This window comes from Arthrobacter sp. TJ-238 (assembly GCF_058269215.1).
Genome location: NZ_JBZCNH010000001.1, coordinates 540,038 through 555,202 on the forward strand (window position 1 = coordinate 540,038; position 15,165 = coordinate 555,202).

At 66.0% G+C, this 15,165-nt stretch carries 14 protein-coding genes; 8 read left to right on the forward strand and 6 right to left on the reverse strand.

Annotated features, from left to right (window positions below):
- Positions 1 to 139 precede the first annotated feature (139 nt).
- From AC4D2O_RS02605 to dnaA, 5 genes are all read right to left on the reverse strand, one after another.
- Positions 140 to 769 (reverse strand): DciA family protein, encoded by a 630-nt coding sequence (locus AC4D2O_RS02605; protein ID WP_490905026.1) that lies wholly within the window; start codon positions 767 to 769, stop codon positions 140 to 142.
- The gene (recF, locus tag AC4D2O_RS02610; RefSeq protein ID WP_490905027.1) at positions 762 to 2,051 is read right to left on the reverse strand and encodes a DNA replication/repair protein RecF; all 1,290 of its coding nucleotides are present in this window, start codon (positions 2,049 to 2,051) and stop codon (positions 762 to 764) included. Before recF ends, AC4D2O_RS02605 begins: the two co-directional genes overlap by 8 nt.
- Positions 2,052 to 2,061: 10 nt before the next feature.
- Positions 2,062 to 2,952 (reverse strand): phosphogluconate dehydrogenase (NAD(+)-dependent, decarboxylating), encoded by an 891-nt coding sequence (gene gnd / locus AC4D2O_RS02615; protein WP_490905028.1) that lies wholly within the window; start codon positions 2,950 to 2,952, stop codon positions 2,062 to 2,064.
- A 64-nt stretch (positions 2,953 to 3,016) separates the two neighbouring features.
- Positions 3,017 to 4,141, reverse strand: a complete 1,125-nt coding sequence (gene dnaN, locus AC4D2O_RS02620; protein ID WP_490905029.1) for a DNA polymerase III subunit beta — start codon at positions 4,139 to 4,141, stop codon at positions 3,017 to 3,019.
- 488 nt (positions 4,142 to 4,629) lie between these two features.
- Entirely contained in the window at positions 4,630 to 6,042 is a 1,413-nt protein-coding gene (gene dnaA, locus AC4D2O_RS02625; RefSeq protein ID WP_334208293.1) for a chromosomal replication initiator protein DnaA, read from the reverse strand.
- Between the two features lie 461 nt (positions 6,043 to 6,503).
- On the opposite strand from dnaA, the gene rpmH reads away from it, so the two are divergent.
- The 8 genes from rpmH to AC4D2O_RS02665 all read left to right on the forward strand — a co-directional run bounded on the left by rpmH (position 6,504) and on the right by AC4D2O_RS02665 (position 12,429).
- A complete protein-coding gene (rpmH, locus tag AC4D2O_RS02630; RefSeq protein WP_022892375.1) occupies positions 6,504 to 6,641 on the forward strand; it encodes a 50S ribosomal protein L34 in 138 nt (45 codons plus the stop codon).
- 88 nt (positions 6,642 to 6,729) lie between these two features.
- Entirely contained in the window at positions 6,730 to 7,101 is a 372-nt protein-coding gene (gene rnpA, locus AC4D2O_RS02635; RefSeq protein WP_490905180.1) for a ribonuclease P protein component, read from the forward strand.
- A complete protein-coding gene (gene yidD, locus AC4D2O_RS02640; protein WP_490905030.1) occupies positions 7,098 to 7,448 on the forward strand; it encodes a membrane protein insertion efficiency factor YidD in 351 nt (116 codons plus the stop codon). The genes rnpA and yidD overlap by 4 nt, the downstream gene beginning before the upstream one ends.
- Positions 7,449 to 7,462: 14 nt before the next feature.
- Positions 7,463 to 8,425, forward strand: a complete 963-nt coding sequence (gene yidC, locus AC4D2O_RS02645; RefSeq protein ID WP_490905031.1) for a membrane protein insertase YidC — start codon at positions 7,463 to 7,465, stop codon at positions 8,423 to 8,425.
- Positions 8,422 to 8,982 carry a Jag family protein gene (locus AC4D2O_RS02650; protein WP_490905032.1) on the forward strand — a complete coding sequence of 187 codons (561 nt, stop codon included), beginning with the start codon at positions 8,422 to 8,424 and terminating at the stop codon, positions 8,980 to 8,982. Before yidC ends, AC4D2O_RS02650 begins: the two co-directional genes overlap by 4 nt.
- Complete coding sequence (gene rsmG, locus AC4D2O_RS02655; protein WP_490905033.1) at positions 8,975 to 9,643, forward strand: 16S rRNA (guanine(527)-N(7))-methyltransferase RsmG; 669 nt, start codon at positions 8,975 to 8,977, stop codon at positions 9,641 to 9,643. Before AC4D2O_RS02650 ends, rsmG begins: the two co-directional genes overlap by 8 nt.
- A gap of 304 nt (positions 9,644 to 9,947) precedes the next feature.
- Positions 9,948 to 10,835 carry a ParA family protein gene (locus AC4D2O_RS02660; protein ID WP_490905034.1) on the forward strand — a complete coding sequence of 296 codons (888 nt, stop codon included), beginning with the start codon at positions 9,948 to 9,950 and terminating at the stop codon, positions 10,833 to 10,835.
- 544 nt (positions 10,836 to 11,379) lie between these two features.
- The gene (locus tag AC4D2O_RS02665) at positions 11,380 to 12,429 is read left to right on the forward strand and encodes a ParB/RepB/Spo0J family partition protein (protein ID WP_490905181.1); all 1,050 of its coding nucleotides are present in this window, start codon (positions 11,380 to 11,382) and stop codon (positions 12,427 to 12,429) included.
- Positions 12,430 to 14,834: 2,405 nt separating this feature from the next.
- Here the strand turns inward: AC4D2O_RS02665 and trxA are convergent.
- Entirely contained in the window at positions 14,835 to 15,161 is a 327-nt protein-coding gene (trxA, locus tag AC4D2O_RS02670) for a thioredoxin (protein WP_490905035.1), read from the reverse strand.
- Between the last annotated feature and the right edge of the window lie 4 nt (positions 15,162 to 15,165).

Below are 15,165 nucleotides of genomic sequence, written 5' to 3' on the forward strand. Positions count from 1 at the left end.
AGAGCGTACCAACCGCCCCTCACCGGCCAATAAACCGGGTTCAGAGCCCACAGCGGGTCCTTCCATGAGGACGGATACGCCGGGGGGACCCCCGATTGCGCTACAGGCCGTCCAGAGGACCCGGGAATACGCTGTCAGCTCACCCGTAGGTGTCACGCGGGCCTCGTCCCTTGACCGTGCGTCCGCCCTTGCGCCAGCTCGGGGCAGCGGGCCCGACGACGGAGAGGCGCTTCACGACGCCGGCGCCCAGTTCGGCCTCGAACCGCTGGAGCACCTGCGGGGTGATGAGCCGCAGCTGGGTCGCCCAGGCGGTCGAATCGCACCGGACGAGCACCGTGTCGGCGTCGAAGCTCTCGGGCACGCAGTGTGCGGCGATATCCGCTCCGACGATCTCGTCCCAGCGCGTCAGCACGGATCCGATGGCCACGGGGGACTTCCATCCGCGCTCCGCGAGCATCCGCGAGAACACGTTCCCCACGCCTTCCGGGTCGCGTCCCCCGTAGACCGGCTCGGGCGAGTACCGGCGCCGGGACGTCTTCCCCGGCTGCTTCGGCGCCGGACCGCGCGGCGTGCCACGGGCCTCGGATGCACTGCGCAGCCGGTTGAGGAGGGCCTGCGGAGCATCCTGTTCGGGGAAGTCCTCGGCCCCTGGCCGGGCCGGGCCGCCGTCGGAGTCACCGGTGTCACGAGCCTCCTCCGTCTCGCGACGCCGTGGTACCCCCCGCTCCCCGTCCGGCCCCATGGTGTCCTCCCGGCGGTCCTCAGGCATGAGCGTCTCCCACGGTCGGGTCCGCAGCTGCCTGCTCGTCCCCGGCGGGAGGAACGTCCCCGGCGGTTCCACCCTCGTCCGCAGGTTCGGCGTCCCCTCCGGCCAGGGCGCCCGGGATCACGCGGACCTGGCGGCCGAGGAGCGCCGCGGGGATGTCGTCGCCCACGGCCGCCGTGACCAGCACCTGTTCGGCCGGTGCCACGATGGCGGCGAGGCGTGTGCGGCGTTGCGTGTCGAGTTCGGCGAAGACGTCGTCGAGGATCAGCACCGGGTCAGCGCCGGGCGTGTGGTCCTCCTCGAGCAGCAGGTAGTAGGAGGCGAGGCGCAGGGCGAGGGCCATGGACCAGGTCTCCCCGTGCGACGCGTAGCCCTTGACCGGGGCCTGGCCCAGCAGGAGACCGAGTTCGTCACGGTGCGGACCCACGAGCGAGATGCCGCGGTCCAGCTCCTTCTTCCGGTGGCGGAGGAGGCTCTCCACGAACAATGCGGTGAGTGCCGGCAGGTCGAGGTCGCGCAGGCCGGCAGCGGACCCGGGACGGGCGGTCTCCGCGCCGTCGTCGTCCGCCATGAGCTCGGACGACGAGACACTGGAGACGTAGTCGATGTCGGCGGTCTTCGATCCGTCCGTCAGCTCCTTGTAGGCACGCTGGACGTGGGGGCGCAGCTGGTCGACGAGGAGGAGCCGTGCGGACAGCAACCGTGCCCCGGCCTCGGCGAGGTGCTGGTCCCAGACGTCGAGGGTGGACTCGTGCCCGGTGGAGAACCGTCCGGCGGCCCGTGCCGACTTGAGCAGGGCGTTGCGCTGCTTCAGGACGCGCTCGTAGTCGGCCCGCAGTGCCGACTGGTGCGGCAGCAGGGACACCATGACCTCGTCCAGATAACGGCGCCGCACGGAGGGATCGCCCTTGACCAGCGCCAGGTCCTCGGGGGCGAACAGCACGGTCTTCAGGATCCCGGCTGCATCCCGGGCACGCACGGGGTTGGCCCGGTTGATCCGGGCGCGGTTCCCCGACTCCGCGTTGATCTCCACCTCGACGCCGGTGCGCTGGGTGCCGCGGACGAATCGGCCCCGGATGATCGCCCGGTCCTGGCCGAAACGGATCAGCGGCTTGTCGGCGCTGACGCGGTGCGAGGACAGGGTGGCCAGGTAGCCGATGGCCTCGACGATGTTCGTCTTCCCCACGCCGTTGGGCCCGACGAACACCGTGATGCCGGGTTCGATCGCCGTGTCGAGCTGTTCGTAGCTCCGGAACCCGGTGAGTGAGAGGTGCTCCACGTACACCGGGAACTGCCTACTTCGGCTGGGCGGGCTTCACCGCGTGGCCGCCGAACTGGTTGCGGAGCGCCGCCACCATCTTCATCGACGGCGAGTCCTCCTGACGCGAGGTGAAGCGTGCGAAGAGGGCGGCGGTGATGGCCGGGGCCGGCACGGAGTTGGCAATGGCTTCCTCGACGGTCCACCGGCCCTCGCCCGAATCCTCGACGAAACCGGCGATCTTCGACAGTCCCGGGTCCTCCTGCAGGGCCTTGACGAGGAGGTCCAGCAGCCACGACCGCACCACGGTGCCCTTCTGCCACGCGGCGAACGTGCCGTGGACGTCCTTGACGATGTCCTTGGCCTCGAGCAGCTCGTAGCCCTCGGCGTAGGACTGCATGAGGCCGTACTCGATCCCGTTGTGGACCATCTTCGCGTAGTGTCCGGCCCCGACGTCGCCCACGTGGACGAAGCTCTCGGCGCGTTCGCCCTCGGGGCGCAGTGCGTCGAAGACGGGCATGGCGCGTTCGACGTCGTCCTGCACGCCGCCGGCCATGAGGCCGTAGCCGTTCTCGAGTCCCCAGACCCCGCCGGAGACACCGCAGTCGAGGAACCGGATGCCCTTCTGCGCCAGCAGCGCGGCGTGGATCTGGTCGTCCGTGAACTTGGAGTTGCCACCGTCGATCACGAGGTCGCCCTCGGACAGGGCCTCCGAGAGGTCCTTGATCACGGCATCGGTGACCTGGCCGGCGGGGACCATGACCCACACGATGCGCGGCGCGGGGAGCGCCGCCACGAGTTCCTCGATGCTCTGCACGTCGGTGCGGTCGGGGTTGCGGTCGAAGCCGGTGACCTCGATGCCATTGCCGCGGAGACGCTCCCTCATGTTGAATCCCATTTTGCCGAGTCCAATGAGGCCGATGTGCATGAGGTTCTCTTTCTGACGATGGGACCGCCGGCGGTCCGGCCGGTCGGGATACCTGCCGGGGCTGCTACTGGTTGGGCAGCCGGACGGGCATCAGCAGGTACCTATAGTCTTCCCTGTCCTCGCCCGAGGCGTCATCCTGGGCCGAGATCACCGCGGGCTTGGGTGGTGAGGTAAAGGAGAACCGCACGTAGGGGCTGCTGAACGCGCCGAGGCCCTCGCTGAGGTAGTGCGGGTTGAACGCGACCGTGATGTCGTCGCCGTCGAGGGTGGCCTCGATGGCTTCCGACGCCTGGGCATCTTCGCCCGTGCCGGCATCGAGGGTGACCTGTCCCTGCTGGAAGGCCAGGCGGACAGGGGTGTTCCGTTCCGCGACGAGCGAGACGCGGCGCACGGCTTCGACGAGCGTGCTCGTCTGCACCGTGGCGTGGATGGGGGTCTTGTCGGGGAAGAGCGAGCGGATCTTCGGGTAGTCGCCGTCGACCAGCAGGGAGGTGGTCCGGCGCCCACCGGATTCGAATCCGATGAGCTCGGAATCGTCGGACAGCGCGATGTTCAGGTCGCCGGCGCCGCCGAGCGTCTTCGCCACCTCGTTGAGCGTTTTCGCCTTGACGAGCGCGCTGGTCGAGATCCCGGGTGTGGACGGTTTCCAGGACACCTCGCGGAGGGCCAGCCGATACCGGTCGGTGGCCAGGAGGGTGATCAGGTCGTCCTCGATCTCCATCCGGACGCCGGTGAGGATCGGGAGGGTGTCATCGCGGCTTGCCGCGATGATCACCTGCGAGACGGCCTGTGCGAACGCCTCGCCGTCGACCACGCCGCTGACGGCGGGGAGTTTCGGCAGTTCCGGGTACTCGCCCTCGGGCATGGTGGCCAGGTTGAAGCGGCTGTTCCGGCAGGTCAGCGTCACCTTCGACCCGTCGGTGGCGACCTCGACGGGCGCGGACGGAAGGCTTCTGCAGATATCGGCGAGAAGACGTCCTGAGACGAGGATGGTGCCTTCCTCGAGGACGTCGGCTGCGATCTCGAGTCGTGCCGAGATCTCGTAGTCGAAGCTGGCGAGGCTCAGTGAGCCACCCTCGGCCTTGATGAGCAGTCCCGCGAGGACGGGGACGGGAGGTCGGGGGGACAGCGACCGGGCAGTCCAGGACACAGCCTCCGCAAGTACATCCCGCTCAACTCTGAATTTCACGGAGCAGTGCCGCCTTTCGCCAGATCAAAAAAAACAGCCCCCGGCGAATCACCGGCGGATGGTCGGGTCGCGGTCGTCCACGGAGGTGTCCGGGCACGGAAACTACAACCATACTGCGTGACAGCTTAGCCGGGTTGCCGTCCGGCGAAGCAGGACGGGGAGCACGGCGGGCGTGGGGCAGGGGACGAACGGAACGTGGAGTGTTATCTGAAGAACTTTTGAAGTTTAAGGTTCGTAGTGTTAATAACTGCTGTGGATACTGTGGATAAGTGCCCTGATCGACGCACCGACGCGGATCAGGGCTGTGGATAAGGTGTGAGGCCGGGCGACGGCCCGCTGGTGGCGTCTGTGGGCGAAATCCTTGTCATTCCGCGGATCCACAGGCAGGACGGGGGTTTTCCTCAGGTTGAGGGCCGATTCGCCCCTGGTTATCCACAGCTGTGTCCACACCTGTTAATTACAGCCGTGGAATTCGGGTACCGGCGCCGTCAGGCCTCGCGCTGCTTGTGCTTGATGCGGTTGGTGAGCTCCGTGACCTGGTTGAAGATCGCCCGGCGCTCCGCCATCAGCTCGCGGATCTTCCGATCCGCGTGGATGACCGTCGTGTGGTCCCTGCCCCCGAGTTCCTGCCCGATCTTCGGCAGGGACATGTCCGTCAGCTCCCGGCACAGGTACATCGCGATCTGCCGTGCCGTCACGAGCGTCCTCGTCCGCGACTTGCTGCAGAGCTCCTCCATGCTGATCTGAAAGTAGTCGGCCGTCTGCGCCATGATCACCGTCGACGTGATCTCCTGTGCCCCGTCGTCGGAGATGAGGTCCTTCAGGACGATCTCGGCCAGGTTCACATCGACGGTCTGGCGGTTGAGGCTCGCGAAGGCGGTCACGCGGATCAGGGCACCCTCGAGCTCGCGGATGTTGGTGGCGATCTTCGAGGCGATGTACTCCAGGACGTCGTCGGGCGCGCTCAGGCTGTCGCTGATCGCCTTCTTCCGGAGGATCGCGATGCGCGTCTCGAGCTCCGGAGGCTGGATGTCCGTCAGCAGGCCCCACTCGAAGCGCGACCGCATGCGCTCCTCGAACCCGATGAGCTGCTTGGGTGGCATGTCGGAGGTGATGACCACCTGCTTGTTGTGGTTGTGCAGCGCATTGAAGGTGTGGAAGAACTCCTCCATCGTCCGGTCCTTGCCGGAGAGGAACTGGATGTCGTCGATGAGCAGGATGTCCACGTTGCGGTAGGTCTGCTTGAAGCTCGACCCCTCGTCGTCGCGGATCGAGTTGATGAAGTCGTTGGTGAACTCCTCGGAGTTCACGTAGCGCACACGGATACCGGTGTAGAGGTGCCGGGCGTAGTGCCCGATGGCGTGCAGGAGGTGCGTCTTGCCCAGCCCGGAGTCACCGTAGATGAACAGCGGGTTGTATGCCTTCGCCGGGGCCTCCGCCACCGCGACCGCAGCAGCGTGCGCGAACCGGTTCGACGACCCGATCACGAAGGTGTCGAAGATGTACTTGGGGTTGAGCCGCCCGAACTCCGACGAGTTGCTGGGCGGCGTCGGGGACGGCTTGGTCTCGCCCTTCGGTTCCGGCGAGACCTGCACGGGCTCCTGCTCCGGGGTCTCCTCCCGGACGGGCGTGAGTTCGGGGTCGATGACAAACGCACACTGGATGTCCTCGCGGAACACCTCGCGCAGCGCCTCGTCCAGGGCTCCCTTGAGCTGGGTCTGCAGGACCTCGCGCGTCAGCTCGTTCGGGACGGCGATGAGCATGGTGGTGCCGATGAGCCCCTGGGCCTGTGCCAGCACCATGAATCCGCGCTGGCGCGGTGTTACCCGATCGTCGTGTTCCAGGGTCCGGATGACTTTACGCCAGGAGCTCCCGACGTCATTGACCTCATCTGTACCCACAAAAACCTCTCTCGGCTGCACTGCTCGCGCTCGGAAAGGTCCGTCATCCACAGAGTTGTACACATGTCGTGGATAAACGGACCGCAGCCAAGACTAGAGGATGAAAAGTGCAGAAGATAGCGGACTGGAGCGCCCCGGAGGGCTTCGTGAACGGTCTCACACGGCGCCTCCGGAACGGCGTGTAGTGTGTCTCCGGCACCAGTTGTCCACAGGGTGGTGGAAAACCGACCCACAGGCTGGTGACAGCGAGTTTGACGCCCCCGAGTCGCGTCCCCTAACGTTATGTAGTCCAACATGTCTGCATTTCGCATGCCATCACAGGTGTTCCCGGGTACTAAGAGGCCTCGGGATGTGACAGCTCCAGCGCGAATGTCGGATGTACACCTTCATCGCGTCAGTCTGTTCTTCCCCCTTGTTGCAATGGGCCGGACGCATCTCAAGATCGTTCTGGAGTAACTACAGTGAGCAAGCGGACTTTTCAGCCGAATAACCGCCGTCGTGCCAAGAAGCACGGTTTCCGTCTTCGCATGCGCACCCGCGCTGGTCGTGCCATCCTGTCGGCACGCCGCGGCAAGGGCCGTACCGAACTCTCGGCATAAGCGGTTCCTCCCACGCCATGCGTCCTTCGGGTGATCGCGTCGGCACCGGGTTCCTAGCCTCGGCAGACAGGACCCCGCAGTGCTTCCGATGATCCACAGGGTGCGGACGGCAGCGGATTTTGCACGTATCGTACGTTCCGGCGCCCGCTCAGGGCGCCGGAACGTTGTGCTATACGGCTCCAGGACGTCGGACTCCGTGCCCTCGCGCGTCGGTTTCATCGTCGGCAAGAACGTCGGGAACGCCGTCACGCGCAACCTCGTTAAGAGAAGGCTCCGCCATGCCTCGGCGGAGTGGGTAGCCGCGCACCCCTCCGGGTACGACGTCGTGATCCGCGCGCTGCCGGCGGCCGCGGACAGCGACTGGCCCGCCCTGCGGAAGGACTTCACCGGGTCCCTGGCCGCGGTGGTCCGCAGGCTCGAAGGCCCCGACACGGCGGAAAGGCAAGGCAGAGTATCGTGAGGAGCGTCGCTGTCAGTGCGTTGTCCTTCCTTGTCGGGCTGCCCCGCCTGGCCGCGATCGGACTGCTGATCGCGTACCGGAAGGTCGTCTCTCCGCTGTACGGGCCGGTGTGCCGGTTCTATCCGAGTTGCTCCGCCTACGCACTCGAGGCCGTGACTGTTCACGGTTCCGTGCGTGGATCCTGGCTCGCCTCCAGGCGGCTCGTCCGCTGCAACCCCTGGAACGACGGGGGCGTCGACCACGTACCCGCCGGGTCCAGGACCTTCCCGGCGGGGAAGGTCCCCTCGATTGTTGTGTTGAACCATCCGGTGATCCCGGCCGATGACGAAAGCCGCCCGGCGGCTTGAGGAGCTAACTGATTATGGGTTTTTTTGAGACGATCCTGGCACCGTTCCGGTGGCTCGTGTCGTGGATCATGTTCATGTTCCACGAGGGGTTCACCTTCCTCGGGATGGACCCGGCATCCGGGTGGACCTGGGTGCTGTCGATCGTCGGGCTCGTCGTCGTCATCCGTGCGGCCCTGATCCCCGTGTTCGTGAAGCAGATCAAGGCGCAGCGCGGAATGCAGGCATTGCAGCCCGATCTGCGGAAGCTCCAGCAGAAGTACAAGGGCAAGACGGACCAGCTCTCGCGCCAGGCGATGACGCAGGAGCAGATGGCGCTGTACAAGAAGCACGGCACCAACCCGTTCGCTGCCTGCCTGCCCATCATCATCCAGATGCCGTTCTTCTTCGCGCTGTTCACCGTGCTCAACGGGATCTCGCGGGCGAGCGAGGAGGGCGAGACGATCGGTGCGTTGTCCACGGAATCGGTCAGGCAGTTCGACAACGCCACCATCTTCGGCGCACCCCTCTCCTCGACGTTCCTGGGCAGTTTCGGCGCCGACGGCAACCTCAGCGTCATCCTCCTGTCGATCGTGATGATCATCGCCATGACGGCATCGCAGTTCATCACGCAGAAGCAGATCATGGCGAAGAACATGTCCGAGGAGGCCATGCAGAGCCCCTTCATGCGTCAGCAGAAGATCATGCTCTACATCCTTCCGCTGGTGTTCGGGATCGGCGGTATCAACTTCCCGATCGGTGTGCTCGTGTACTGGACCACCACCAACGTGTGGACGATGGTGCAGCAGTTCTACGTCATCCGGAGGATGCCGACGCCTGGTTCGCCGGCGGCGAAGGCTCTGGCGGAGCGACGCGCGAAGAAGGGTCTTCCCGCGGTGCCGCTCCTGGGTGAGCGGAAGACCGAGCCGGCTATCGAGACGGTTCCAGAACCGCGGGTCCAGCGGGTCCAGCCCCAGCGCAAGAAGAGGAAGAAGCGATGACGGTAGAGAACGAAGAGCACACTCCTGATCTCCGCGGTTCCGAGTCCGACGACGACGTCGCGGCCGGTAGTGAGGCGAAGCCTTCGCGGCTCGACGAGGAGGGCGACGTGGCCGCCGATTACCTCGAGGAGCTGCTCGACATCGCCGATATCGACGGCGACATCGACATCGAGGTGCGCAGCGGTAGGACCTACATCTCGATCGTCTCCGAGGACACTTCGGACGCCGGGCTGAGTTCGCTCGTGGGCCAGGACGGTGAGGTGTTGGAGGCTCTGCAGGAGCTCACACGCCTCAGCGTCCTGACCGCCACCGACTCCCGCTCGCGTCTCGTGCTCGACGTCGACGGCTACCGCGACCGACGCGGCCGTGAACTGACGAAGATCGCCGAGGACGCCGTCGCCGAGGTCAAGGAGACGGGCGAGGACATCGCGCTCGCGCCGATGTCGGCGTACGAACGCAAGATCGTGCACGACGTCGTCGCGGATCTCGGCTTCGTGAGCGAGTCCGAAGGCGAGGGCACCGCGCGGCACATCGTCGTGTCTCCCAGCGATGACTGAGGAACCGCTGCCGACCATCGGGTCCCCCGAGCCCTCCACCGGAGAGTCGGTCGCCGCGGAGGCCGTCTTCGGAGCGCAGCTCCCTGTGGCGCGCGGATTCGTCGCCCACCTGGCATCGTCCGGGATCGAACGCGGGTTGCTCGGACCGCGGGAGGTCCCGCGCCTGTGGGGCCGGCACGTCCTGAACTGTGCGGTCGTGGCGGACCTGATGGCGCAGGACGCCTCCGTGGTGGACGTCGGCAGTGGTGCCGGGCTTCCAGGGCTGGCGATCGCCATTGCCCGACCCGATCTGCAGCTCCATCTGGTCGAGCCCCTGGAACGGCGCGTGACCTGGCTGAACGAGGTGATCGACGACCTCGCTCTCTCCAACGTGTCCGTCCACCGGGCACGGGCCGAGGAGATGATCGGCAAGATCGCCGGCGACTACGTGACGGCCCGTGCCGTCTCCGCTCTCTCCACGCTCGCCGGATGGACCATACCGCTGACGAAAGCCGGTGGAGAGGTCCTCGCCATCAAGGGACGCAGCGCCGCGGAGGAGATCGAGAAGGCACGTAAGGTCATCCGCAAGCTCGGTGGCGGAAGCTCGGAGATCCTCACTGTCGGTGCAGGAGTGCTGCCGGAGCCGACGACCGTCGTCCGCATTCCCGTACATATCCGCTGATCCCCGCTTCCCATGTGGACGGTGCTGCACCCGATCCGTGACGGCACTTGCGGCTACCCTTGTATCTAACGACGTCTGGCATGTGAGAGTGAGTTACCGAGTGACCATCAAGGACGCCCCCGCGACCAAGCCCGAGCCCCTGTTGGTGTCCGGATCCCCGCTCGCTGTGGGTCTCCGTGAAATCCAACCGGGAGTGTTTGCCGATCCAGCCAACACCGGAGTCGTTTCACGTGAAACAGACCAGGTCGCCGCTGGCGCCGTCGACGCCCCTCCCTCCAGGAAACAGCCCAGGGGGAGGAACGTCATGGAGACGATGGATGATTCCTCTCCGCTGGGTCGCGAGCTGGCCAGTGAGGCGAAGCGGAGGGAGAAGCTGCTGGGCAAACCCCTGCCGAAGCCGGGTAGTACCCGCATCATGACGATCAGCAACCAGAAGGGTGGGGTGGGCAAGACGACGACGACGGTCAACATCGCCGCGGCCCTGGCCACCGCCGGGCTGCAGGTACTCGTGATAGACATCGACCCGCAGGGGAACGCGTCCACGGCGCTGAATATCGACCATCACGCCGATGTCGACTCGATCTACGACGTGCTGATCGACGACGTGCCCCTGGCCGATGTCGTTGCCCCCTGCCCCGACGTCCCGAACCTCATCTGTGCTCCGGCAACGATTCACCTGGCCGGCGCTGAGATCGAGCTCGTGTCACTGGTGGCCCGTGAGCAGCGGTTGCGCCGGGCGATCGACGTCTACGCGAAGCAGCGGGAGGAGAAGGGTGAGCCCAGGCTGGACTTCGTGTTCATCGACTGCCCGCCGAGCCTCGGTCTGCTGACGGTCAATGCGTTCGTCGCGGCGAAGGAGGTGCTCATCCCGATCCAGTGCGAGTACTACGCCCTGGAGGGTCTGAGCCAGCTCCTCAAGAACATCGAGATGATCCAGAAGCACCTCAATGCGGATCTCGCCGTGTCGACGATTCTGCTGACGATGTACGACGGGCGGACGAACCTCGCGGCGCAGGTGGCGGCGGAAGTTCGCGAGCACTTCCCGCAGCAGGTACTCAAGGCTGTGGTGCCCCGATCCGTCCGGATCTCGGAGGCGCCCAGCTACCAGCAGACGGTCATGACGTACGACCCGTCCTCGAGCGGTGCGCTCTCCTACCAGGAAGCGGCGGCGGAGATCGCCTCCCGCTCGTAAACTGCACCTGGTCCAGCTGTCTGGCTCGACCACCAAGAAGTCGAGGTGGGGCGGTGCCCCACCGATCGGAAGGAATGACATGGCGGAAAAGCGCCGAGGGCTGGGCCGAGGATTGGGAGCACTCATTCCGAGTGCTCCGGTTGAAGAGGCCCCCGAGCCGGTCGAAGCCGAACCCGTTGTCCAGCGGGACGATGTCGCCCCACGGACGACAGAGGCGCCGCGGAAGCAGGGCGGCCGACCTGTCGACCTGTTCTTCGAGCGCGTGACGGAAGACGACGTGGCCGAGCAGCCACGTTCGTATTCGTCAGCCCTCCGCAGCGGGATCAACAGGAACGTACTCGAGGCTCAAACGAAAAGGGTTGGCAAGACGCCCCAGCGCAAGTCGAGTGGTTCGCGTAGCAGCGCGGACGCTTCCGGCGGTTCGAACGCCGGAGTTCCTCCGACCGCGTCGCCGGAGGAAGCCGTCGATGGGACTGTCGGACGACCGACGGATGCACGGTCGACGGAGCAGGGTGGGGCCGATTCTCCGCCATCCGCCGTCAGGATCTCCCGGCCTTCCGACCCCGTGGTGACGGCGTCGGACGAAGCAGCTGAACCGCCGCAGCAGGAGGTGCAAGGACGCGGGAGCAAGGGCGTCGAACAAGCAGACGCGGGCGAGCTGGCTGTTTCACGTGAAACACACCCGGCCAACAGCGCCGTGGACGGCGAGAATGCTCGCCAAGGTTCCGGTGACAATGGTGCTGAGGCGTCCGACGACGGTGGTGTCGGATTGGTGCAGGTACCGGGTGCTACCTTCGCCGACCTCCCGCTGGACAGCATCCATCCCAATCGGAAGCAGCCAAGAGTCGAGTTCAACGAGGACGAACTCGCGGAGCTGGTGCACTCGATCCGTGAGATCGGCGTACTGCAGCCCGTCGTGGTCCGTCCCTCCCAGGAGGACGGCGAGCCCACCTACGAACTGGTGATGGGAGAGCGCCGCTGGCGTGCTTCCCGCGAGGCGGGGATGACGAGCATCCCGGCGATCATCAGGTCGACGCTGGACGACGACCTCCTTCGCGACGCCCTCCTGGAGAATCTTCACCGTAGCGCGCTCAATCCCCTCGAAGAGGCAGCTGCATATCAGCAGCTCCTGGATGATTTCGGCTGCTCGCACGACGAACTCGCCGGCCGTCTTGGACGATCGAGGCCTCAGATCTCGAACACCCTGCGGCTGATGAAGCTCCCCCCACTGGTACAGCGACGAGTCGCGGCAGGTGTTCTCAGTGCCGGCCACGCTCGCGCGCTCCTCGGGCTGGGCGATGCCGCGGACATGGAGAAGCTTGCCCAGAGGATCGTGGCCGAGGGACTGTCCGTCCGGTCCACGGAGGAGATCGTAGCGTTGAGCGGCGGCCTCCGGCGCGTTAGCAAGCCGACCGCGCCGAGTACTGGCGCACGCCACGAACGCCTGGACTACCTCGCCACGTCTCTTTCGGATCGGCTGGACACCAATGTCAAGATCACCCTGGGAGCCAAGAAGGGACGGGTGAGCATCGAATTCGCCAGCGTCGACGACCTGAACCGGATCGTCGGCGTGCTGTCACCCACGTCCGAATAGTCCAGCTTGAATCCGAGGGGCCGTGTTTCACGTGAAACACGGCCCCTCCTGCGTGTGCCCGCGTGGACCGCGTGCAAGCGCGGTGGTTCGTCCCGAGTAGGGTTGATGGCAGGAATCAGCTGCCGCAAATCCCCAGTCTCTGCGGCTGCTCGCGGTGCGGGCTTGGAACCGTCGCTCCGCTGAGCATCCGTCCTTTGCCCCCATCGCGGCGCAGCATCCCACCCGCGCAGCCCCTCGGCCTTCTCCAGCCCAGGACTTCGCCCGGGAGTGACCGGTGTGGACGGCTCCGACGGTTCGCGGTGTGCCGTCCGCGCGGGCCGGTGTGTTTCACGTGAAACGCGAAAAGAGCTGATAGCTCGTCGCTGTCGCTGGCCCTGTGGGTGGAGGACTCGTCGCGTCGCGTTCATGGACCGAGAGAGCGCGCTGCGCCATGGTGTCCGGGTCGCCCCATTAAGCTCCTCGAGACCATGGACAGAGTGACATCGTCCTGCTCGCTCTAAAGGGCTCAGCAGATGCCGCGCCCGCAGCAGATTCGCCTTACAGGTCGGCGAGGTTTGCTGCGAGCAGCAGTGTCGGTGTTTCACGTGAAACCTCACCGCTATTATTGCCGCCTCACCGCGGGAAGAGCGTCGATCTCTTCGGTGGAGTGTCCGGAGGGGCCAGCCTACGGGACAGCCTCGTAGTATTGCACTGCATTCGCACCTGCCGCCGGCGACCCTGTGCCGGCCGCGAACTCGCGCCCCCCAAGCGGGGGGGGTACTGCTCGAACCGTGTGAGAGCGTCAACCCGGTCCTGGCGGCGCGGACGTGTTCCACGTGAAACAACTATCGGCTCGCCCGCCCTCGAGGTGCCGCTCGAGCCGTGGTGGAGCTCAACGCCGATTGAGGCTTGAGCAGACGTGCTTCACGTGAAACAGCTGTCGGCCGTCCACCTCCAGTTTGAGGCTCCGACGAGCGGGCGCGGGAGACGTCCATTCTGACTCCCCTGCGAATCTGCGTGCTGCACGTCGTGCGTGCCACCGAGGTGTGCACGAATAGCCTTTCGCGGCGCCCCCGACAGCGATACCGCAGAACGGAGCGACCTGCCCACGCGGCGCGCATCACGGACGCTCGCCGATATGCGCGGGCGGCCCAGGCGTGCAGGACCTTCGGGCAGGGCGCTTGTACCTGGACTGCGCTTGCACGCTCGTCCATCTGCTGGTGGGTCCGGCGCTGCCTGGGGAGGTCGCGTCGGCGGCCTTGAAGTCGTCCCTGGCCGACACCGGGCTGCGCAGCGCTCCTGCCGTGTCGGGCACTGGCGCACGATAGCCAAGCGGACATCTGCAAGGAGGGCCTCAAAAATGGACGAAGTCGTTGCCGGCTATGATCGGCGTCGTGTTTCACGTGAAACGAGCACGAGCCGAGCCGGCGTGCGTGATTACCCTCGGACCCCACGGGCGATCGGATGGATTGCCTTCTTGGTTGATCCCCTCGCCGCCCGCTCGAGTGAGGCGGCGGCATCGTTGCCAACGGCAGGTCACAGCGCTCAACCGGGCGAGGGCCGGTTCTGATCTACACGCTACCGAATACGGTTGATGCAGCGTGCGAACACGCCTAGCGGGCGGCTACGGCTGCCCCAGCCCAGGGGGCGGACCGGCCTGACGCCGAGATGATGAGGCGCAACGGCGTGTGAGCAATGGCACCCGCTGTCCGGCGCCGCTGTACGGCGTCGGACAGCGCAACGAATGGGATGATGGAAACCACCTGCCCGAGCTGCCCGATGATCCTGGTCGCCGCGCGGCCCCTGACCGAGACGTGTGCTGCCGTGCACTGCGACATCCCGGGCGACCACCGGAACGCATTCAGGGGAAGCAGCAGCACCTGCACCTGTCCTAGACCTGCAGAGCGGTGCGGGCAGCTCGCGCGATGGGCCGGATCCGCTGCTGTTTGCGGCGGGATCGGGGCCCTTACGCCACGATGAACCTGGGCGGGCCCGGCACGTTCCGGCCGTGCCCCGCTGATCTCTGCAGAACCGACCCGCGGGTCGACGCCTCTCCGGCGGCGGTCTCGCCGATGCCAGGACGCCAATGTTTCGGTCCCTGCCTGCCGGCGCCTGCCAGTGGTGATCGCGCCATGATGCGCCCAGCGCAGCACTTGGCGGCCGCATGACCAAGGAGTTCGAATGTGTAGAAGTCCCATCTGGATGCTGGTGCCCGCTCCACAGGAGGCGTTCGCGACAGACGCCGACGACGGTTTCACGTGAAACCTATGGGCCTTTTCCCGGATCGTCATGCGTCGGGCCGGACGGAAAGGCGGCGGTACGTCCACCTCCGCACACGTCCAAGTCCGGTCGTCGGGCCCGCCGCTCTTGCCCTCACATGGAAAGAGCCCGTCGGAAACCGACGGGCTCTTTCGATGAACACCGGATCAGTTGATGAATGCGGCGAATTCCTGCTCGAGTACCTGCTTCGGCTTGGCACCGATGGAGGTGGCAGCGACCTCTCCGCCCTGGAAGACGTAGACGGCCGGGATCGACGTGATGCCGTACTTCGCGGCGATCGCGGGATTGTCGTCGACATTGACCTTGACGACGTCGACCTTCTCCGCGTGCTCGGCAGCGATGTCGTCGAGGATGGGAGAGAGCATGCGGCAGGGGCCGCACCATTCCGCCCAGAAGTCGACGATCACTGGCTTGCTGGACTTAAGGACGTCGGCGTCGAACGACGCGTCGGTCACATCCTTTGCGTTGCTCATTGTG

Coding starts and splice junctions, on each gene's coding strand:
- AC4D2O_RS02605 (WP_490905026.1), bottom strand. CDS start 769: ATGCCTGAGGACCGCCGGGAGGACACCATGGGGCCGGACGGGGAGCGG.
- gnd (WP_490905028.1), bottom strand. CDS start 2,952: ATGCACATCGGCCTCATTGGACTCGGCAAAATGGGATTCAACATGAGG.
- rnpA (WP_490905180.1), top strand. CDS start 6,730: ATGATCCACAGGGTGCGGACGGCAGCGGATTTTGCACGTATCGTACGT.
- yidC (WP_490905031.1), top strand. CDS start 7,463: ATGGGTTTTTTTGAGACGATCCTGGCACCGTTCCGGTGGCTCGTGTCG.
- AC4D2O_RS02650 (WP_490905032.1), top strand. CDS start 8,422: ATGACGGTAGAGAACGAAGAGCACACTCCTGATCTCCGCGGTTCCGAG.
- rsmG (WP_490905033.1), top strand. CDS start 8,975: ATGACTGAGGAACCGCTGCCGACCATCGGGTCCCCCGAGCCCTCCACC.
- AC4D2O_RS02660 (WP_490905034.1), top strand. CDS start 9,948: ATGGAGACGATGGATGATTCCTCTCCGCTGGGTCGCGAGCTGGCCAGT.
- trxA (WP_490905035.1), bottom strand. CDS start 15,161: ATGAGCAACGCAAAGGATGTGACCGACGCGTCGTTCGACGCCGACGTC.